The organism is Aeromonas sp. Y293-4 (assembly GCF_027705905.1).
GTDB lineage: Bacteria > Pseudomonadota > Gammaproteobacteria > Enterobacterales > Aeromonadaceae > Aeromonas > Aeromonas veronii.
Genome location: NZ_JAPDCI010000021.1, coordinates 36679 through 56226 on the forward strand (window position 1 = coordinate 36679; position 19548 = coordinate 56226).

Sequence of the window (19548 nt, forward strand, 5' to 3'; positions counted from 1 at the left end):
CATGAAATTCAGTAAATCCTGGGTGATGGAGTGGGTCCGCACCGAGTTGAGTGACAACGCGCTGGCCGAGCAGATCACCATGGCCGGTCTGGAAGTGGACGCCGTGGAAGCGGTGGCTGGCCAGTTCAACAATGTGGTCGTGGGTGAAGTGGTCGAATGCGCCCAGCATCCTGACGCCGACAAGCTGCGGGTGACCAAGGTCAACGTGCGTGAAGCCGAGCTGCTGGACATCGTCTGTGGCGCGCCGAACTGCCGTCAGGGCCTCAAAGTGTGCGTGGCCAAAGTAGGGGCGACCCTGCCGGGTGATTTCACCATCAAGAAAGCCAAGCTGCGTGGCCAGCCGTCCCACGGCATGCTCTGCTCTTTCAGTGAGCTGGGTATCGACGTTGAAGCCGATGGCATCATCGAGCTGCCGGCCGATGCCCCCATCGGTACCGATATTCGCGACTACCTCAATCTGAACGACGTCTCCATCGATGTGGATCTGACTCCGAACCGTGCCGATTGCCTCGGTATCGCCGGTCTGGCCCGTGAAATTGGCGTGCTTAACAGCGTGGACGTGGTCGAGCCGACCTGGGCACCAGCTGTTGCCACCATTGATGCAACTTTCCCGATCCGGGTTGAAGCACCAGCTGATTGCCCCCGTTATCTGGGCCGCGTCATCAAAGGGCTGAACTTGCAGGCCCAGAGCCCGCTCTGGATGCAAGAGAAGCTACGCCGTGGCGGCATTCGTTCCATCGACGCCATCGTCGACATCACCAACTACCTGCTGCTGGAATACGGTCAGCCGATGCACGCCTTCGATCTGGCTACCCTGGAAGGGGAACTGGTGGTGCGTCGTGCCCACGCCGATGAGCCGATGACCCTGCTCGATGGCAACGAAGTGAAGCTCAAAGAGACCACCCTGGTGATTGCTGATGCCAAAGGCCCTGCCTGCATGGCCGGGATCTTCGGCGGTAACCGCACCGGTGTATCCGAGACCACCACCGACATCCTGCTGGAGTGCGCCTTCTTTGCGCCGCTCTCCATCACTGGCCGTGCTCGTGCTTACGGTCTGCACACCGACTCCTCCCACCGCTTCGAGCGCGGGGTGGATCCGCAGCTGCAAGCCAAGGTGATGGACCGTGCAACTCGCCTGCTGCTGGACATCTGCGGCGGCGAAGCGGGTCCGGTCATCGAGGTCAAATCCGATGCTCATCTGCCGAAAGCGGCACCCATCAAGCTGCGTCGCAGCAAGCTCGACAAGGTGATCGGTATCAGCGTGGCGGATGCTCAGGTGGTCGAGATCCTGACTCGCCTTGGCATGCAGGTTACTGTGGATGCTGACGGTTGGACTGCGCTGGCACCCTCCTGGCGTTTCGATATCGCCATCGAGGAAGACCTCATCGAGGAAGTGGCTCGCATCTACGGCTACAACAACATCCCGAACCTGAAACCGGCCGCCTCTCTGGCGATGGTGGAGCAGGCAGAAGGGCAGGTGACCCTGAAGCGCGTGCGCGACCTGCTGGTTGACCGCGGTTTCCAGGAAGCGATCACCTACAGCTTCGTCGATCCCAAGACCCAGCAAACCCTGTTCCCGCAGAGCGATGCCATCGTACTGCCGAACCCGATCTCGGTCGAGATGTCCGCCATGCGTGTCTCTCTGTTCCCGGGTCTGGTGCAGGCCGTCGTTTACAACCAGAACCGTCAGCAGCCGCGTGTGCGTCTGTTTGAACAGGGTCTGCGTTTCATCAAGGATGAAAGCGCCGAGAATGGCATCCGTCAGGAGCCGATGCTGGCCGGTATCATCACTGGCAACCAGAGCGACGAGCACTGGGACATCAAAACCCGCGCAGCCGACTTCTTTGATTTGAAAGGGGATCTGGAAGCGGTGCTGGATTTGACCGCCGAAGGGGCCACCTTTACCTTCGAGCGTACCGAGCACAGCGCCCTGCACCCGGGCCAGAGCGCAGCCATCCTGCGTAATGGCGAGATCATCGGCCACATCGGCGTGATCCACCCGAGCCTCGAGAAGAAGCTGGGTCTGAAGAGCCGCGCGGTGATGTTTGAGCTGGAGCTGGACAAGCTGACCCCGGCCAAGGTGCCTGTGGCTGCCGAAGTTTCCAAGTTCCCGGCGAACCGTCGCGACATCGCCGTCGTGGTCGATCGTCAGGTTCTGGCAGGTGATGTGCTTGCGGTAATTAAAAAAGTTGGCGGAAATCAGGTAGTTGGAATAAACTTGTTTGACGTATACCAGGGTGCTGGTATGGCAGAGGACAAGAAGAGCCTGGCCATCAGTCTTGTATTGCAAGACACCCAGCGCACCCTGGAGGAGAAAGAGATTGCCGAGACCGTAGACAATGTCGTGCGGGCCCTTGGTGAAGAGTTGAATGCATCCTTGAGGGATTGATCTATGGCGCTTACCAAAGCCGACATTGCAGAGCACCTGTTCACCCAGCTCGGGATGAGCAAGCGTGAAGCCAAAGATATGGTGGAAGCCTTCTTTGAGGAAATCCGACAGGCGCTTGAGCGTGGTGAACAAGTCAAGATTTCAGGCTTCGGTAACTTTGACCTTCGTGAGAAGAATCAGCGTCCCGGACGCAACCCCAAGACGGGCGAGGATATTCCGATCAGCGCCCGCCGCGTGGTGACCTTCCGGCCTGGCCAGAAGCTCAAGGCCAGGGTAGAAAATGTTGAACCCAACGAGTGATAAAAAGCCAGGCTGATGCCTGGCTTTTGTTTTCAGATGACCAAATTCCCCGTTTTTCTTCTGGGTGCCGTACTGGCACTGCCATTGCACGCCAAGCCTTTGCAGACCACAGTGCTGCCGTTGGCGCCGGCGACCCAAGCTTATGTAAATTCACTGAGTCAGCTTTCGCTCTGCTATCCTGCGACGCTTCCTCCACCATACCTGATGGCCGAGGGGGGACTGCTCAAGGATCGCCTCGCCCGGTTGCAGGAGCTATTCCCGGTTCCCCTCGTGCTCAAAGAGTTGCCCGATTGGCAGACATTGCGCAACGGGCTCGCAGAGGGTGACTGTGACATCATTCCCTATGTCGGAACCCGCAAGAAGGCCGTGGAGGGCATGCGGTTAAGTCGTCCGATGATGGAGACCGATGCCGCCATCCTCTACAAGGGTGAAAATCTCAAACAGGCCCGCTTTCTGGTCTACTCGGTGGCAGACTCTGCCCGCCTGCTGCACGAGCTCTATCCCCAGGCACGCATTATTTCCCTAAAAAGCGGAGAGAAGGTCTACGACGCGCTGCAGAGTGGCAAGGGTGATGCCTATCTGGGGGACTATCTGCAACTGCGCTATCTGATGCGCGAGTTTCCTGCCGATGGTTTGCGCCTGCGCCGCCTGTTTGGTGAGGATCGGATCATCAGCTATCGCCTGATGATGCGCGATCAGCCTGAGTTGGCCAATCTGGTGGACACCCTGATCCGTCATATGCCCGCCGGTACTATCTATACCGATCTGGCTCGCTATCTCGATCAGGGATCGCTCTACGTCAACCAACCCCACTTCAGCGATACCGAGCAGGCCTGGTTATCCGGCCGCGGTCGCACCATTCGCCTGGTGGTCAATCCCGAGTTGATGCCCTATAGCGGCGTCAATGATCTGGGGGAGGCGAAAGGGTGGAGCGCGGATGTGCTGCGCTGGGTCACCCAGGAGACAGGCCTGAAATACAAGCTGGTGTCTGCCGCCAGCAAGGCGGAGGCCGTAGAAAAGCTGCGCCGTGGTGAGGCGGATATGATGGCCGGCTTGCCGGAATCCCCGGCATTGACGGATCAGTTCATTTTCAGTCGGACGATCTCCACCAACCGGTTTGCCTTGATCAGCAAGCGCAAGCTGGCTGCCGATCGCATCACCCAACTCAAGCGGCAGCGTATTCTGGTGCCGGAGTCCCTCTACGATCCCTCCTTGCTCGCCCTGCTCGGTGATCAGGAGTGGGTTCGCACCGACGGCCTCGAGCAGGGGCTTGCCGCGATCAAACAGGGCAAGGCTGACGCCATGCTGAGCGAGCTATATCAGCTGCAATATCCCCAGCGTACCAACTTGCTGGAAGGGCTCGATATCGAGGAGCTGGAAGATCGCTTCAGTCTTGGCTTTGCCATCAACAAGAGTCAGACCGAACTGGCCGGGGTGATGGATCGCAACCTGATGGCGCTGACCAGCACCCAGATCGACGAACTTAACCAGCGCTGGCGCCGCTTGCTCGTCGTGCAGCAGCCCGGCGTGAGCTACGCCGCCTGGTTTGGCTCCATCGCCATGGCACTGCTGATCAGCGGCATTGTCATCGGCGGGATCTGGCGCTCCCGCCAGCAACTGGCGAGGGAAGTGGCCCAGCGTCACGCCGCCGAGAAGGCGCTGGCCATCGAGAGCGAGCTGCGGGAAACCATGTTTCAGGCGTTGCCGGTGCCCGTCTATCTGCGCAACAGCCAGGGCAAGGTGATCAAATCCAATAAACAGGGGCGACGTCTGGCCCTGCGCTATTCGCAGCAGTTGATGCTGCCGCCGGTGCAGCCGCAAAAGAGCGAAGGGGAGCTGGTGCTGGGGGATCAGGTCTTCGCCTATGCCCAGCATCCGCTGCGGCTGGACAAGCAAGCACCCGCCACCGATCTTATCGCCCTGTCGGATATCAGTGTGCTGCGTGAGCAGGCCCGTTTTCTGCGTCAGGCAGAGCGCCGCCTGCGCGCCCTGACCAATACCGTTCCCGGCGTGGTGCTGCAGTTTATGTTCGAGCGGGGACGGGTAGGGGGTATCGAGTTTATCAGCCGGGGCTGTTACGAGCTGCTGGGGCTGGCGAGTCAGCAGATCCGTCGTGAGCCCAAACGGGTGCTCACTATGCTGGAGCGCGAGGATCGCCGCCGGGTAAGCCGTGAGATGTTCGCCATGTTGCAGGCTGGCAAACCCTTCGCATTCACCATGCGCTACCACCATCCGACCAAGGGTCTGCGCTGGTTGCAGCTCTATGGCCGTGGCCGCAGTCAAACACAGGGTTGGCGAATTTATGCGGTGATGCAGGATGCCACTGCCCGGGTCGAGCAGGATCAGGCATTGCAGCACTCCCATGAGCAGGCGCAACAGGCAGTGCTGGCCAAGGGGCGCTTTCTGGCCGCCATCAGCCACGAGATCCGCACGCCGATGAACGCCATGCTCGGCTTGCTGGAGTGGCTGGCCAGCACTCCTTTGTCGAAAGAGCAAGACTCTGCGCTGGCGCGGGTGCGTCAGGCGGGGGATGAGCTGCTCGGCCTGCTCAACGATGTGCTCGACTTTAGCCGCAACGAAAACAGCAAACTCTCCCTCTCGCCCCAGCCCACCGATTTTGCCGAGCTGTGTGAGCACGTGGCGGCGGTGCACTGGACCAAGGCGCGGGCCAAGGGATTGCAACTGCGCCTTACGTTGGACCCGGCTCTGCCAGCCCTGCAGACCCTCGACCCTCACCGGGTACGGCAAGTGCTCCACAACCTGCTATCCAATGCCATCAAGTTCAGCCTGCGTGGGGAAGTGGTGCTGTGGGCCGAGGTGGCCGCATCAACCTTGCGCTTCGGTGTGGATGATCAGGGGCCGGGGATCACCGCCAAGATGCGCACCACGCTCTTTATGCCGTTCGAGCAGTTTGCCGTTGAAGGTCAGCTGCGGGCGCCGGGCACCGGTCTTGGTCTGGCGATCTGCAAGCAGCTGATCGAGCAGATGGGGGGTCTTATCGATGTCGAGGGGCGTGCCGGTGGTGGTAGCCGCTTCTATTGCGAGTTGCCCCTGAAGCGGGTGCAGCAGGAGCCGGACTGGCTGCCCAATGTGCGGCAGCTGGCACTCTCTTTACCCCACGATGAGGCGCAAGCGCTGTCGCCCTGGCTCAGTCGCTTGGGGATCTCCACCGTCAGCAACGCTGTTGATACGCTGCAAGCGGAGGTGGACGAGAAGGGGCTCTACTATTGGGCCTGGCAAGGGGAGTCCTGGGTTCCCGGGACCATCATCACCCTGCTGCAGCCACGGCTGACCCCGGATCAACCGGTCGCTGGCACCCAGCCCGGGCTCGGCATGCGGGTACTGCTGGTTGAAGATCACGATGTCAATCGCGAGCTGATCAGCCTGCAACTGGGGCAACTTGGTGCCAGCGTTATCACTGCCGCCAACGGGCAGCTGGCGCTGGAGATGCTGGCACAGCAGGAGGTGGATTTTGTGCTGACCGATCTGCAGATGCCGGTGATGAACGGGGCTGAGCTGTGCAGGCAATTGCGCCAATCCGCCCGTTGGGCCCGTCTGCCGGTCTATGTGATCACCGCAGATCTCAGTGATCAGGCGGCAAGGGAGCTGCAATCCTGCGGTTGCGATGGCCATCTGGACAAGCCGGTCGCTCTCAAGGAGCTGGCGACCTTGCTGCGCCATATTGCCAAAGAGGGGAGCAATGTTGTCTCCCCGACACCGGTTGCCTCGCTGCTGACCGATGAACTGGCCGCCCTTTATCTGAAGGCTACCCGTGATGATTTGGCCGAACTTGAGCGCTGCAGCACAGAAGAAGATGAAGTTGGCGTGAATGCTGCTTTACACAAGTTGAAGGGGGCCGCCAGAATGGTAGGGGCGACTGCGTTGGTGGCGGTCATTGAAGAGTGGCAACAGGCGCCCCATCCGATGCTGCAAGTCAGATTGAACCGGGCACTGGATGAGTTCAGCCAGCAGTTTTCAACGAGGGCTCAAGATGATCATCACTGATGAAGAATTACTGGCGTTGCTCGATTCGGAAGAGCATGAGGCGGCAGGATTTTGCCCCATTGTGCTCTATGCCCTCGACAGCACCGCCCATGAGTTGGCCAGCACCATGATATTGCCCTCCTATGTCACGCTGCACCGTACCCGACCGGATGCCTGCTGGCAGTGGGAAGGGCTGTTTGCGGCCGGCGCCATCGCACTTTACGACCCCGCCGCTCATCAGCAGGCGGACTACTTCCCCCAGTTGCAGCAGCATGAGGGAATTTACGCTATCGGCGAGGATTGGCTGGGGGGGCTTGCCGCCAGTTACCGTAACTGGTGCAACTGGCTGGCCGCTAACAAGGTGCTGCTGCTCGAGGATCACCCGTTTCAGGGGATGCAACTGCAACAGACCATCGCCGGGTTGGGGCTCTCCTGTCAGTGGGTACAGGATGAATCGGCCTGCCTTGCGGCATTGTCGGCGGGCGACATCAGCCTGCTGGTGTGCGATCTCAGTCTGGTGGAGCAAGATGCCATCAGTTTGCTGATGAACCAGCCCCAGTTGCAGAAGGCCGGGCTGCCCATTGTGCTGCTTTCGGCCCATGAGCAGACGCTGATCGACGGTGCCCGCCGCCTGCTGCACGATGCCGGTTTCAATATTCTGGCGGCGCTGGCCAAGCCGCTTGATTGCGACGAGCTGCTCAGGTTGCTGCGTCGACTCTATCTGGGCCCGCTGCGTCAACAGCGCTTGAGCGGCCAACGCCGCACCATCCGCCGGTGGCAGGGGGAGGTGCAGGGTCAGCTTGGGCTGCTCTCCAGTCCCGCGACCCCTCATCCGGTCTGGCTGGCGGTGACGGGTTTGCCCAGCCGCTGGGAGGCGCTCAAGGATTGGCTGACGGAGCAGTCGCGCACCCCAGCCGAACTGACCCTGCTGATCCACCGTCGAGACCACCTGCTCGGCAATGCCGATCGTTTCGCGCTGGTGCTGCAAGCCAGTCTGGCGGGGAGCAAGCTGGCGCTGCTGCTCGATAACAGCCAGCATCTGCCATTCGATCTGCTGGAGCGTTTGCCGCTGCAAGCCTTGCTGCTGGGGCAGGGGATCTTGCCGGAGATGGAGTCCTTGACCGGTGACTCCCTGCTGGGGCGTTTTATGGCCCGGGTTCGGGAGCTGGGGATCGCCGTCTATCTGGATGATCCTTACAACCTGCTCGACGTCGAGGTGTGGCGAGAGCGCGGTATGACGGGGCGCTGGTAAGCCATGCCGCGCTACCTCTGCTGGCCCATGCACCGGGAGCGCCTTGGCAAAGGGCTGGAGGGCTGGCCCCATCCGGTTTCCCGGGCCGAGCTGCCACTGGCTATGGAGGTCTCCGGGGTGCCTTGCCTGCTGCGCGAGCTACATGGTGTGGCGCCTGCCCGCATGCTGGCCGCTTACGATGCATTGAGTGAAGAGAGCATCTATCTGCGCTTTATGCGCCCGAAACGGACACCGCCACCGGAACAGGTGGCCCAATTTCTCAATTACCACCCCGAACAACAGATTTCGCTGCTGCTGACCGATCTGGCCGGTGAGCCGCTGGCTCAGGCGCAATCAATCCGCCGTCGCCTTCATCCCGATCGGGCGGAGTTCTCCTGCATCGTGGCGGATCACTTCCAGCACAAGGGGGCGGGGCGGCGCATTCTGCTGGCGCTGGCACTGCTGGCCAGGGCGGACGGGATCCGGGAGTGGACGGCGGAAGTGCTGGCCCAGAACCGGCCGATGCTGACCCTGCTCAAGCGCCTTGGCTTGCCGCTGACCCTGGTAACCGGGCGGGAGATGGTCTTTGTCAGGCTGGATCTGTCGGTACTGGATGCCTGGTTACCCGCACCGCCAGCGGCGCCGCTTAAGACCAAGGGCGAATAGTGACACTTTTTTCCCTGTGCTAAGGTCACATTTATTGTGCGGGGATAGACGGAGCAGCTTATGGCGCAGTCATATAAACATATCGTGATCCTGACCGGAGCGGGGATCTCTGCCGAATCCGGCATCAAGACCTTTCGTGCCTGCGATGGTTTGTGGGAAGAGCACAAGGTCGAGGATGTGGCGACCCCCGAGGGGTATGCCCGGGATCCCGAACTGGTGCTGCGCTTTTACAACTCCCGCCGCAAACAGCTGCAACAGCCCCAGGTTCACCCCAATCCGGCCCACTATGCGCTGGCCCGCCTCGAGCGACTGCTGCCCGGCACGGTCACCCTGGTCACCCAGAACATCGACAATCTGCACGAGAGCGCTGGCAGCAAGAACCTTATCCATATGCACGGGGAGCTGCTCAAGGCCCGCTGTCCCGAGTCCGGTCAGGTGATCGAGTGGCGCGGTGATCTCCATCAGGACGAGCTCTGCTCCTGCTGCCAGTTCCCTCAGCCGATGCGTCCCCATGTGGTCTGGTTTGGCGAGATGCCGCTCGGGCTGGATCGCATCTACAACGCGCTTGCCCAGTGCGATCTCTTTATCTCCATCGGCACCTCTGGCGCTGTCTATCCGGCCGCCGGGTTTGTCCATGAAGCGGGATTGAACGGAGCCCACACCATCGAGCTCAATCTCGAGCCGAGCGAGGTGGGTAGCCAGTTTGACGAAAAACGCTATGGCCCTGCCTCCCTGCTGGTGCCCGCCTATGTCGATGAGTTGCTGGAGGCGTGCGGCATTCATCAACCGAGGCAAGTCGAGGGGCACAACTGGATGGAGATGCGTGGTCCCTGAGCTACTGTGCTACGGGACAGTTGCAATGGTTCGGTGAAATCGCCACACTGGCAACCATTAAAAAAATGGGACGCAGTTGGCGCAAATTACCATGACCGCAGTAAAGCAATGGATCGCTTTTTTTCTCCTGATGCTGGCCAGTGCCAGTGCATCGGCCTCCATCCCCCTGATGACCCTGATACTGCCAGATGGCCAGCAGGTGACCCTCGATGAGGCGGCCCTCTCCGCCTTGCCACAGACCGAATTCACTACCACTACCCCCTGGACTCAGGGCGCCCACTACTATCGCGGGCCGACCCTGTCAGCCGTGCTGGCGGCGCAAGGGATCCCGGATGCTCGCAAGATCGCCATTTCGGCCCTCAACGGCTATCAGCAGGTGGTGGATCTGGCCCTGTTCGACGGCGTGCCGCTGACATTGGTGCGTCAGGAGGACGGCAAACCGCTGACCCGGCGCAACAAGGGGCCGCTCTGGCTGCTCATCCCGTTCACCACCTATCCCAAGCTGGACGTCCCTGCCATTCACAACTGCATGGTGTGGCAGGTGACCCGCATCGAGATCGTCGATTGATGGGGCTATCCCGCCAAAATCTGCTGTTGGTTGCGGTGTCGCTGCTGTTTCTGCTCTCGTCCGGCAGCAGCCTCTATCTGCAGTATCGGCAGGAGCAGCTGGTCGATACTTTCTACCGCAATGTCCACTGGAACATCAGCCAGGTGATGCTCGAATCCCAGCGTTTCCTCTACGATCTGCAGCTCTATCGGGCTGGCAGACTGTCGATGGAGACCCTGAGCCTCGATTACGATCTGCTGTGGAACCGGCTCGATATCTTCCTCATCAGCAGTGAAACCGCCGAGATGCGCCAGCGGCACGGGCTCGGCAAAGTGCTGGCCACCCTGTTCGAGCAGATCAAGCAGCTCGAACCCCAGATGGAGGCCGGTGCGCTGCGCGAGGGGGCTGAGCTTGCCCGCTTGCAGGAGGCGATCGCCAGCCAGACCCGTCTCGTCGAACAGATAGGGGATCAGATCCTCTCCGGCCAGGAGCGGGAGCATTCGGTCAGCCAGATCCGCAACAGCCTGTTCTGGCTGCAGATCTGGCAACTGATCCTGTTGCTGACCGGTGGCGCTCTGGTCGCAGCCCTCATTCGCGCCAATCTGGCGAACCGTCGGCTTGCCCTGCTCGATCCCCTGACCCAGCTTGGCAACCGCCGTGCCCTGCAGGAGCAGCTCTCTCGCGCTCAGCATGCCGGCGAGGTGAGCGCTTTGGTGGTGCTCGATCTCAAGCGCTTCAAGCAGGTCAATGATCTGCTGGGTTATCAGGTCGGTGATCGGTTGTTGCAGATGGTGGCCAACAAGCTGCAACAGGCCCATGGCAGTCACGCTTACCGGCTCGGTGGTGACGAATTTGCCGTGGTGCTGACCAAGGCGGATGATGCGCAGGAAACCGCCATTCATGAGCTGGTGGATCTGCTCCATTTCGAGTTCGTGACCCGGGAGTGCAGCTTCGATCTGGCCTGTCGACTCGGGGTCGCCAAGGCGCAGCAACAGGATGCCGCCCGGTTGCTGGATCAGGCCATCCTGGCCCTCAACCAGGCCAAGCGTAGCCAGGAGGGGGCGATCAGCTGGTTTGAGCCTGCCATGCTGCAGCAGTTGCAGTTGAGTCAGCAGCAGCTTCATCAGCTGCGAGAGTGGCTGGCGGGGCGCGAGCCTGCACCGCTGCGAGTGGCATTGCAGGCGCTGACGGACGGACAGGGCAACGAGATGTGGCAATTGGCGCTTGAGTGGCGTGAGCTGGGGGCGCCCTGCCAGATGCGCTGGCTGCAGGAGTGCGGCGTACTGGGGCCCGTGTTGGCCCGTGTGCTGCAAACACACGAGGCGCAGTATGCCGATGGTCGGGCACTGCTGGTCCCGCTCGACAATCAGGCCCAGCTGACCCATCTACTGGCCTATTTGCCGGAGGCTTCCCGTACGCCGCTGGTGTTGCTGATACCGACGCTGCAGCAGGATAGTGCCTTGCTGGCGGGATTGCGGCAGCAGGGTTGCACTCTGGCGCTCAGAGAGATTGGCAGTGCCACCTCGGCGCAGCTGGCAGCCGGCTGGCCTGTCCGCTACTGGCTGCCGCAGGGTGATGAAGATGGCGAGTTGCTGCAACCTCTGGCCAGACGATTGGGGCTGGTGCCACTGCAAGTGCTGGCAGCCAGGGAGACCCGGTCGCTGCCCTGAGGGCAAAAAGCGGTATTGCACTGGCAAGAGACAAAATGACACAAGGCGACCTCGGGGTCGCCTTGTTCTTTTATTGCCCCTGAACGTCAGGGGCAGGGCGCGCAAGATTGTCTGATCACCAGGTCGGGGTCGACAGTGATCAGGTGATTCTCCACTGCCTCGCCGTTGATACGCGCCAACAGGCGGGTGACGGCGAGGCGCCCCAGCTCCTCTTTGGGCTGGTTGACGGTGGTGAGCGGCGGCGACAAAAATTCGGCCAGCGCCACATTGTCATAGCCAACGATGGAGATATCCCGCGGGATCACCAGCCCGGCCTGATGGGCGGCACTGATGGCCCCCATCGCCATCATGTCGTTGCAGACAAAGAGGGCGGTGGGACGCTCGGGCAATGCCAGCAGACGAGTCATCGCCTGATGGCCGCTGGCGCAATCAAAGTCCCCCTCCTGGATCCAGTCAGGATTGAGCGTGAGACCTGCCTCCTGCAACGCCTGCTCAAAGCCAGCTTGGCGCTGGTTGGCGGGGGCGCGGCTGTGGGGGCCTGTGATACAACCGATGGCGGTGTGGCCCAGCTCAATCAGATGGCGGGTCGCGAGATAACCACCGTGGAAGGAGTTGTCGGCGATAAGATCCACATCCTCGCTGACCAGTCCCCAATCCATCACCACCACCGGCAGGCTCTTGAGCCAGTCGAGCTGGTTGAACACCTCTTGCTGTCCTTCGCTACACATGATCAGCAGGCCATCGACCCGCTTGCGCAGCATCATCTTGAGGTAGGAGAGGGCTGTTTCCGCCTGACCTTCGGTGTTGCCCAGCATCAGGTTGTAGCCCTGCTCGAAGCAGTAACGCTCCACCCCGCGTACCACCTCGGCAAAGAAGGGGTTGCTGGAGGTGGTGACCAGCATGCCGATACTGTTGGTCTCCTTCACCTTGAGGCTGCGGGCCACCAGGCTCGGGGCATAGTTGAGCTCGCGCATGGCCGCAAAAACCCGCTTGCGGGTCTCCTCGGCGACGAAGCGCGTCTCGTTGATGACGTGGGAGACGGTGGTGGTTGATACCCCCGCCAGCGCCGCCACCTCCTTGATATTGGCCATCAGTGCCCCTGCGCAGTCTGCTCAAGCAGGAAGGTGTCGACCTCCTGCTTGCTCGGGATGGAGCTCTGGGCGCCGAACCGGGTGACGGAGAGTGCCGCCGCCCCGTGGGCAAAGCGTACCGCGCTGTGGAAATCGGCACCGGCCAGTTCCGCCGCCAGCAGAGCGCCGTTGAAGGTATCGCCCGCGGCAGTGGTATCCACCGCCTTGACCCTAAAGCCCGGGATCAGCTGTTGTTGCTGGGCGTTGCTGCAATAGACCCCTTGTGCGCCCAGGGTGAGCATCACGTCCGCAATGCCCATCTGGTGGAAGCGGGCGGCCGCCTCGCGGGCGCTCGTTTCGTCGGTGACTTTTACGCCGGTCAACAGCTCGGCCTCGGTCTGGTTGGGGGTGATAAGGTCGACCAGTGCCAACAGTTCGCTTGAGAGCGGACGGGCAGGGGCGGGGTTGAGCACCACCCGGGTGCCGTGGGCGCGAGCCAGGCGTGCAGCTTCGTGGACGCTCTCGAGCGGCACTTCCAGCTGCAACAGCAGGGTGTGGGCGTCGGCGATCATCGCTTCGTGGTTTTTCACCACGGCAGGGGTGATGGCCCCGTTGGCTTCGGCGGAGATACCTATGCTGTTCTCCCCCTCATCGCTCACATAGATGATGGCGATACCGGTCGGGAGCTCGGGATCGAGCTCGACGGCACTGACGTCAATACCGTCTTTGGCAAAACCGCTCTTCATCTGGTGGCCGATGGCATCATCACCGATGCGGGCGATAAAGGAGACGGGGGCGCCAAGGCGTGCGGCAGCAACCGCCTGATTGGCTCCCTTGCCACCGGGCACCACCTGATAGCTGTGACCGGTCAGGGTTTCACCCGGGCGAGGAAAGTGGGGAACGCGCAGCACGTGGTCTGCATTGACACTGCCCAGAACGACGAGACGATTCATGTTGACTACTCCTGATGCATCTTGGCTTGAACACTGTGATGGAGTGAGCCCAAGCCGGGAGGCACGTTAACGAGAGGGAAAAGGGGAGGCGAACCTCCCCTCGAGAACTTACTTGCTAACTACTTGCAGCGGTACCGGAATAGATTTCTCCACCGGCTGACCCTTGAGCACCTTGTCGGCAGTCTCGACGCCGATGGCACCGATCAGTGCGGGCTGCTGGGCCACGGTGGCGGCCAGTTTACCCTTGGCAACGGCGGCTTTGCCATCGTCAGTGCCGTCGAAGCCGACGATCATCACCTCTTTACCGGCTGCCTGCACCGCACGGATGGCACCCAGCGCCATCTCGTCGTTCTGGGCGAACACGGCCTGTACGGTCGGGTGGGCCGCCAGCAGATTTTCCATGACGTTCAGACCCTTGGTACGGTCAAAGTCGGCCGGCTGGGAAGCCAGCACCTGCAGCTTGTTGGCCGCCACGGCCAGGGCAAAGCCTTCGCCACGGTCACGGGCGGCGGAGGTGCCGGCAATCCCTTCCAGCTGAATGACCTTGGCACCGGTACCCAGTTTTTCGGTGATGAAGTCACCGGCCAACTTGCCACCCGCCACGTTGTCAGAAGCAATGTGAGCCTTGACCTCACCCTGCGCGGCGCCGCGGTCCAGAGTCAGTACCGGGATGTTGGCGCGGTTGGCCAGACGGATGGCGTTGCCCACCGCTTCGGAGTCGGTCGGGTTGATCAGGATGGCGTTGACCTTGCGCACGGTGAGATCTTCCATGTTGGAGAGCTCTTTGGCCGGGTCATTCTGGGAGTCCAGCACCACCAGCTCGTAGCCAAGCTCCTTGGCCTTGGCTTCGGCCCCCTCCTTCATGGTGACGAAGAAGGGGTTGTTGAGGGTGGAGACCACCATCGCCAGGGTATGGTCGGCAGCCTGGGCGGTGCCCAGCACGGACATGATGGCGGCAGCGAGCAGGGTATTGAGCTTTTTCATCATTTCATTCCTTGTGTGTGGCGTGTTTTACGTTGTTATCGGGTACTTTTGTTGTCGACCATCACGGCAAGCAAGATCACGCTCGCCTTGGCGATCATCTGGTAATAGGAGCTGACATCGAGCAGGTTGAGGGCGTTGTTCAGGAAGCCGATGATCAAGGCACCTATCAGGGTGCCCATGATGCGGCCCTTGCCCCCCATCAGGCTGGTACCACCCAGCACTACGGCGGCGATGGCGTCCAGCTCGTAACCCATGCCGGCGGTCGGCTGGGCAGAGGAGAGACGGGAGGTGACGATAAGACCTGCCAGTGCCGAGAGCGCGCCGCACAGACCATACACCGCCAGCTTCACCCGATCCACATTGATGCCGGAGAGACGGGTGGCCGATTCGTTGCCGCCCAGCGCGTAGATGTAGCGACCGAGGCGGGTATGGTTGAGCATGAACCAGGCGAGCAGGAAGACGATGGCCATCAACCAGATGGGGACCGGCAGACCGAGCAGATAGCCGGTACCCAGCCAGGCGAAGTGATCGGCGCCATCACTGAAACCGGTGGAGATGGGGCGACCCTCGGTATAGACCATGGTGATGCCGCGCAGGGCAGTCATGGTGACCAAGGTGGCGATAAAGGCTTGCACCTTGCCCTTGGCAATGATGAGACCGCTGACGCCGCCAAGCAGGGCGCCGGCACCCAGAGTGAGGGGCACCACCAGCCAGATCGGCAGCTCCATCGCCACCATAGTCGCCGCCAGCGCACCGCACAGGGCCAGCACCGAGCCAACCGACAGATCGATACCGGCGGTGAGGATAACCAGCGTCATGCCGACCGCCATGATGGCGTTGACCGAGGTCTGGCGCAGGATGTTGAGCAGGTTGTCGACGCTGAAGAAGTTGGGATTGAGCGCGGAGACGACACCAATCAGCACCAGCAGGGCGACCAGGGATTTGTTCTCGATCCACCAGGCCTTGTTCATGATGCCGCGGCGGGGAAGGGTTTGGGTTGTCATTGTGCTGCCTCTTGCTCTGCTTGCCACTGTTTACCGACTGCCGCCGCCATCAGCTTCTCCTGATTGGCATCGCGGGTGTTGAACTCTGCGCTGATGCGCCCTTCGTGCATCACCATGATGCGATCGCTCATGCCGAGCACTTCCGGCATTTCGGAGGAGACCAGAATGATGCTCATCCCCTCCTTCTTGAACTGGTTGATCAGCTGATAAATTTCCTTTTTCGCCCCCACGTCGACGCCGCGGGTCGGCTCGTCGAGGATCAGCACCTTGGGCCGGGTCAACAGCCCCTTGGCGATGGCCACCTTCTGCTGGTTGCCGCCGGAGAGCAGCTTTATCAGCTGATCCTGACTCGGGGTCTTGATGTTGAAGAGGCGCACATAGTCGCTCACCGCCTGCCGTTCGGCCTTGCCGTCGATCTTGCCGTTGCTGATGAACTCGTCGAGGGCGCAGAGACTCATGTTTTCGCGCACCGACAGCTCCAGCACCAGGCCATCACCTTTGCGATCTTCGGAGATATAGGCGATGCCAGCGGCCAGTCCATCGGCCGGACTGGTTGGCACCAGCGCGTGGCCATCTACCGTGATTTCGCCGCTGCTGACGGGGCTGGCGCCGTAGATAAGCTTCATCAGCTCGGTACGGCCGGAGCCCATCAGGCCGCTAAAGCCCAGAATTTCCCCCTGACGCAGGGAGAAGCTCACCCCGCGCACGCCGGGACCGGCCAGATCCTTCACCTGCAGGCTGACAGGGCCAAGTTCGCGCTCAAGGCGCGGGTACTGCTCTTCCAGTCGGCGACCCACCATCATCTCGATGATCCTGTCTTCATCCAGATCGCTCACCGCCTTTTCGCCAATCCACTTGCCATCGCGCAGCACGGTGACCCGATCGCAGATCTCGAAGATCTCCTTGAGGCGGTGGGAGATATAGACGATGCCGCAACCTTGCTCACGCAGCTCGCGGATAACCTTGAACAGTTGCTCGGTCTCGGTATCGGTCAGCGCATCGGTCGGCTCGTCCATGATGATGACGCTGGCATCGAACGACAGCGCCTTGGCGATTTCCACCATCTGCTGTTCGCCGATGGAGAGATCCCCGAGCCGGGTATCCGGCCCATGTTTGACGCCAAGTCGCGCCAGCAGGCCGCTCGCCCGCTCGCGCAGCTGTTTGTGGTCGATGCTGCCAAAACGGGTGCGGGGTTCGCGACCGAGGAAGATGTTGGCGGCAATAGACAACTCCGGCAGCAGGTTCAGCTCCTGATGGATGATGCTGATCCCCTGATCCTGAGAGTCGCGCGGCCCCTTGAAGTGAACCGATTGACCGCGATAGCTGACGCTGCCCGCATCGGCCTGATAGATGCCGGTCAGCACCTTCATCAGGGTGGATTTGCCGGCGCCATTTTCACCGAGCAGGGCCATCACCTGGCCCGGATAGACCCGCAGACCCGCTTCGTCGAGGGCGCGTACACCGGGGAAGGTCTTGACGATCCCGGTCAGCTCCAGAATGGGTGAGAGGGGGGGGGTTGTGCTCATTTGCAGCTTCCTTGAAGAGGCCTTCTTTGAAGGATTCAGAACGCCACACCGGCGCAGAGGATCAGGTTGGCGTAGGGAGTCACCTCGCCGCTGCGCACGATCGCCTTGCTTTGGCGGGAGCGGGTTTTGAACTCCTCGTGCAGGCAGTATTCGATGGCGATGGGCTTGCCCTGGGCGGCTGCGTGGGCTTCAAGCTGATCGACCAGTGCCTGATGGGCGACGGGGCTGATCTGTTTGATCTCGGTCGCCATGATCACCTTCTCCACCACCAGATCGGTGAGCAGGGCGGTCAGCACGGTTTCGAGGCTGGGGGTGCCCGCCATCAACGCCAGATCGATCCGCTCCGGCCCTGCCGCAATGGGCAGCCCCGCATCGCAGACGGTGATCTCGTCGGTGTGGCCCATCTGTGCCACCAGAGCACTCAGGGGAGCATTGAGCAGTACGCCTCGTTTCATACAGCACCTCATCAGGCTTTCGCCATCGCAGTTTCTTATCAGGCAACCGGTTACGCAACCGGTTGCGTTATGGCGCAAAGATAGGCTTTTTAGGATGGAAGGGCCACGGCAAAACCACGGAAATGTGAAAACGATCTCAAAGGCGGGGGAGGAAAGAGAAAGAAGGGTGCCAGCAGAGCCTCGGTACCCTTTCTATTGATTTTTTACTTAGTTGGAGAGGGCTTTGTTGACCGCCGGACGGGTCAGCATTCGGCGATAATGATCGGCCACTTTGGGGAATTCACTGATCTCGACCCCATCGCTTTTCAGCCAGCCCGCGACCACGAACAGATAGATGTCCGCCACGCTGAACTGCTCGCCGAGTACCCAGGGACCGGCCAGATAGTGCTGCTCAATCTGGGCAAAGCCATCGCGCATATTGCTGGCGACTTTCTGCTGCATGGCGGCAATGGCCTGTTCGTCATCGGCCCAGCGGCTGCCACGGCGACCGTGGGCGTGTGAGACATGCACGGTGGAGGCGAGGAAACTGTTGACCTCCTGCATGCGGGCCAGCAGGAACGGGTTGTCCAGCGGTGCCAGCTTGGCTGCGGGGAAGCGCTGCGCCACATAGAGCAGCAGGGCCGGGGTCTCGGTCAGGGTGCACTGATCGGTGACAAGGGCAGGCACCCGCCCTTTGGGGTTGATGGCAAGATACGCAGGATCACGCTGCTCCCCTGCGGCTAGGTTGACGAGACGGGGTTGAAACGGGGCATTCGCTTCCAGCAGGGCAATTTGCACGGCCATGGCACAGGTGCCGGGAGCGAAATAGAGGGTCAGATCGGACATGAATACTCCTGATTGGCTCAGGCCACCCGCGATATCGGCGAAAGATTGCTTCGCGGAGCACCACGGGCAGTCATGAAAAAAGAGAGGGGGCAACGTTTGCCCCCAACCAATCTACACCCCTGAGGGGTAATGAAAAAGCGCAGAATTAATCGGCTTTGGCAGCCTTATCGATAGCTGCGGCTCATTTATGCTTCTCTCACCAATTTAGTGAATCTCGTAGCTCACTGGTTCTATATTCTTCAACTTTTTCAACGAGTTCTGCGAGTGACTCTGTAAGTTCAGCATGCCCATTATCAGGTAGATATTCTAGGAACTTTATTCTCATAGAGTCTGATGCAATAGATAAAACATCAGGATGAACTTCTCCTGCAGGAATAGTCATAAAATGAAATGGTGTACGGCCATGAGCAAACTTAACATCTTCAAAAAGCGTTCTTATGTCTGGGTCATCTGTTCCACACCCTAAAAATAGAAATGTGTGTGTTAAGACGAGGGATTTTAAAATCTCATAGAATAGGATGTATTTCGTCCTTGCCTCAGCATAATCTTGTCGTGTAAATATAAGGTTTTCTGGATTGTTTGCTGAGCCATGAGTTTTCAATATTAGTCTGTTGTTGCCACCTAATAAATAGTTGGCCGTGTCCGGACTAGTGTGATCTTTGATTACAACAGTGCCAGAGGATACGCTAGATGCATAATTATCATAAATACAGTCAAAGTTAGGGCTGGCAACAATAGGGACATCTAGGTTATATATGTGTTCATGAATTTTTGCTGGACGGTAGCCAGCTCGCTGATATTCATGCTGAACTTTATCAATGAATGCATCTCTTGAAAGTTTCTTTTTAATTATTTCGCAGGCAGTGAGATAATCTTTATTTTTAATTAAATTTGAAATACAACCATCATCTTCGATTTCTACAGCGCAAATCTTCAAAAACTCTTCCCATGTCGATGGTCTTTTGCCATCTTTGTTGGAAGAGTTTTTAGAAACTCCAGCCCCGATCATTATTACACAACGACGCCGAGCAATCAGGGTGAGAGCGTGAACAAATTGTTAAATTGAGGTCAATTTAGCCAACCCAGCATCCAGTACCTTTTCCAGATAGG

Annotated in this window: 16 protein-coding genes; 8 read left to right on the forward strand and 8 right to left on the reverse strand. The window is 60.1% G+C overall.

Annotated features, from left to right (window positions below):
• Nucleotide 1 precedes the first annotated feature (1 nt).
• The 8 genes from pheT to OKC31_RS18940 all read left to right on the forward strand — a co-directional run bounded on the left by pheT (nucleotide 2) and on the right by OKC31_RS18940 (nucleotide 11621).
• On the forward strand, nucleotides 2–2389 hold the full coding sequence (gene pheT / locus OKC31_RS18905) for a phenylalanine--tRNA ligase subunit beta (protein WP_270657403.1): 2388 nt from the start codon (nucleotides 2–4) through the stop codon (nucleotides 2387–2389).
• A 3-nt stretch (nucleotides 2390–2392) separates the two neighbouring features.
• A complete protein-coding gene (gene ihfA, locus OKC31_RS18910) occupies nucleotides 2393–2689 on the forward strand; it encodes an integration host factor subunit alpha (RefSeq protein WP_005300715.1) in 297 nt (98 codons plus the stop codon).
• Nucleotides 2690–2704: 15 nt separating this feature from the next.
• Nucleotides 2705–6694 carry a response regulator gene (locus tag OKC31_RS18915; RefSeq protein ID WP_270657404.1) on the forward strand — a complete coding sequence of 1330 codons (3990 nt, stop codon included), beginning with the start codon at nucleotides 2705–2707 and terminating at the stop codon, nucleotides 6692–6694.
• A complete protein-coding gene (locus tag OKC31_RS18920) occupies nucleotides 6681–7925 on the forward strand; it encodes a response regulator (RefSeq protein ID WP_247822775.1) in 1245 nt (414 codons plus the stop codon). The genes OKC31_RS18915 and OKC31_RS18920 overlap by 14 nt, the downstream gene beginning before the upstream one ends.
• A 3-nt stretch (nucleotides 7926–7928) precedes the next feature.
• Nucleotides 7929–8570 (forward strand): GNAT family N-acetyltransferase, encoded by a 642-nt coding sequence (locus OKC31_RS18925; protein ID WP_164536856.1) that lies wholly within the window; start codon nucleotides 7929–7931, stop codon nucleotides 8568–8570.
• Between the two features lie 60 nt (nucleotides 8571–8630).
• Complete coding sequence (cobB, locus tag OKC31_RS18930) at nucleotides 8631–9404, forward strand: Sir2 family NAD+-dependent deacetylase (RefSeq protein ID WP_270657405.1); 774 nt, start codon at nucleotides 8631–8633, stop codon at nucleotides 9402–9404.
• A gap of 91 nt (nucleotides 9405–9495) precedes the next feature.
• A complete protein-coding gene (locus OKC31_RS18935) occupies nucleotides 9496–9972 on the forward strand; it encodes a hypothetical protein (protein ID WP_270657407.1) in 477 nt (158 codons plus the stop codon).
• The gene (locus OKC31_RS18940) at nucleotides 9972–11621 is read left to right on the forward strand and encodes a GGDEF domain-containing protein (protein ID WP_270657409.1); all 1650 of its coding nucleotides are present in this window, start codon (nucleotides 9972–9974) and stop codon (nucleotides 11619–11621) included. The genes OKC31_RS18935 and OKC31_RS18940 overlap by 1 nt, the downstream gene beginning before the upstream one ends.
• Nucleotides 11622–11707: 86 nt before the next feature.
• Here OKC31_RS18940 and OKC31_RS18945 read toward each other — a convergent pair whose 3' ends face one another.
• The 8 genes from OKC31_RS18945 to OKC31_RS18980 all read right to left on the reverse strand — a co-directional run bounded on the left by OKC31_RS18945 (nucleotide 11708) and on the right by OKC31_RS18980 (nucleotide 19447).
• Nucleotides 11708–12712, reverse strand: a complete 1005-nt coding sequence (locus tag OKC31_RS18945) for a substrate-binding domain-containing protein (protein ID WP_270657411.1) — start codon at nucleotides 12710–12712, stop codon at nucleotides 11708–11710.
• A complete protein-coding gene (gene rbsK, locus OKC31_RS18950; RefSeq protein WP_247822780.1) occupies nucleotides 12712–13644 on the reverse strand; it encodes a ribokinase in 933 nt (310 codons plus the stop codon). Before rbsK ends, OKC31_RS18945 begins: the two co-directional genes overlap by 1 nt.
• A gap of 108 nt (nucleotides 13645–13752) precedes the next feature.
• Nucleotides 13753–14628, reverse strand: coding sequence for a ribose ABC transporter substrate-binding protein RbsB (gene rbsB, locus OKC31_RS18955; protein ID WP_041207819.1), 876 nt, complete (start codon nucleotides 14626–14628; stop codon nucleotides 13753–13755).
• A gap of 35 nt (nucleotides 14629–14663) precedes the next feature.
• Nucleotides 14664–15632: a ribose ABC transporter permease gene (gene rbsC / locus OKC31_RS18960; RefSeq protein WP_041207818.1), complete on the reverse strand. Its 969-nt coding sequence runs from the start codon at nucleotides 15630–15632 to the stop codon at nucleotides 14664–14666.
• Nucleotides 15629–17158 carry a ribose ABC transporter ATP-binding protein RbsA gene (rbsA, locus tag OKC31_RS18965; RefSeq protein WP_247822781.1) on the reverse strand — a complete coding sequence of 510 codons (1530 nt, stop codon included), beginning with the start codon at nucleotides 17156–17158 and terminating at the stop codon, nucleotides 15629–15631. The genes rbsC and rbsA overlap by 4 nt, the downstream gene beginning before the upstream one ends.
• A gap of 35 nt (nucleotides 17159–17193) precedes the next feature.
• Nucleotides 17194–17613 carry a D-ribose pyranase gene (gene rbsD, locus OKC31_RS18970; RefSeq protein ID WP_247822782.1) on the reverse strand — a complete coding sequence of 140 codons (420 nt, stop codon included), beginning with the start codon at nucleotides 17611–17613 and terminating at the stop codon, nucleotides 17194–17196.
• Nucleotides 17614–17820: 207 nt separating this feature from the next.
• Nucleotides 17821–18438, reverse strand: coding sequence for a glutathione S-transferase family protein (locus OKC31_RS18975; RefSeq protein WP_270657413.1), 618 nt, complete (start codon nucleotides 18436–18438; stop codon nucleotides 17821–17823).
• Nucleotides 18439–18634: 196 nt separating this feature from the next.
• Nucleotides 18635–19447: an SIR2 family protein gene (locus tag OKC31_RS18980; protein ID WP_270657414.1), complete on the reverse strand. Its 813-nt coding sequence runs from the start codon at nucleotides 19445–19447 to the stop codon at nucleotides 18635–18637.
• Nucleotides 19448–19548 lie beyond the last annotated feature (101 nt).

Excerpts from the sequence above, each read along its gene's own strand:
- pheT (WP_270657403.1), top strand. The coding sequence starts at position 2 with ATGAAATTCAGTAAATCCTGGGTGATGGAGTGGGTCCGCACCGAGTTG.
- ihfA (WP_005300715.1), top strand. The coding sequence starts at position 2,393 with ATGGCGCTTACCAAAGCCGACATTGCAGAGCACCTGTTCACCCAGCTC.
- OKC31_RS18915 (WP_270657404.1), top strand. The coding sequence starts at position 2,705 with ATGCCTGGCTTTTGTTTTCAGATGACCAAATTCCCCGTTTTTCTTCTG.
- OKC31_RS18920 (WP_247822775.1), top strand. The coding sequence starts at position 6,681 with ATGATCATCACTGATGAAGAATTACTGGCGTTGCTCGATTCGGAAGAG.
- OKC31_RS18925 (WP_164536856.1), top strand. The coding sequence starts at position 7,929 with ATGCCGCGCTACCTCTGCTGGCCCATGCACCGGGAGCGCCTTGGCAAA.
- cobB (WP_270657405.1), top strand. The coding sequence starts at position 8,631 with ATGGCGCAGTCATATAAACATATCGTGATCCTGACCGGAGCGGGGATC.
- OKC31_RS18935 (WP_270657407.1), top strand. The coding sequence starts at position 9,496 with ATGACCGCAGTAAAGCAATGGATCGCTTTTTTTCTCCTGATGCTGGCC.
- OKC31_RS18940 (WP_270657409.1), top strand. The coding sequence starts at position 9,972 with ATGGGGCTATCCCGCCAAAATCTGCTGTTGGTTGCGGTGTCGCTGCTG.
- OKC31_RS18945 (WP_270657411.1), bottom strand. The coding sequence starts at position 12,712 with ATGGCCAATATCAAGGAGGTGGCGGCGCTGGCGGGGGTATCAACCACC.
- rbsK (WP_247822780.1), bottom strand. The coding sequence starts at position 13,644 with ATGAATCGTCTCGTCGTTCTGGGCAGTGTCAATGCAGACCACGTGCTG.
- rbsB (WP_041207819.1), bottom strand. The coding sequence starts at position 14,628 with ATGAAAAAGCTCAATACCCTGCTCGCTGCCGCCATCATGTCCGTGCTG.
- rbsC (WP_041207818.1), bottom strand. The coding sequence starts at position 15,632 with ATGACAACCCAAACCCTTCCCCGCCGCGGCATCATGAACAAGGCCTGG.
- rbsA (WP_247822781.1), bottom strand. The coding sequence starts at position 17,158 with ATGAGCACAACCCCCCCCCTCTCACCCATTCTGGAGCTGACCGGGATC.
- rbsD (WP_247822782.1), bottom strand. The coding sequence starts at position 17,613 with ATGAAACGAGGCGTACTGCTCAATGCTCCCCTGAGTGCTCTGGTGGCA.
- OKC31_RS18975 (WP_270657413.1), bottom strand. The coding sequence starts at position 18,438 with ATGTCCGATCTGACCCTCTATTTCGCTCCCGGCACCTGTGCCATGGCC.
- OKC31_RS18980 (WP_270657414.1), bottom strand. The coding sequence starts at position 19,447 with ATGATCGGGGCTGGAGTTTCTAAAAACTCTTCCAACAAAGATGGCAAA.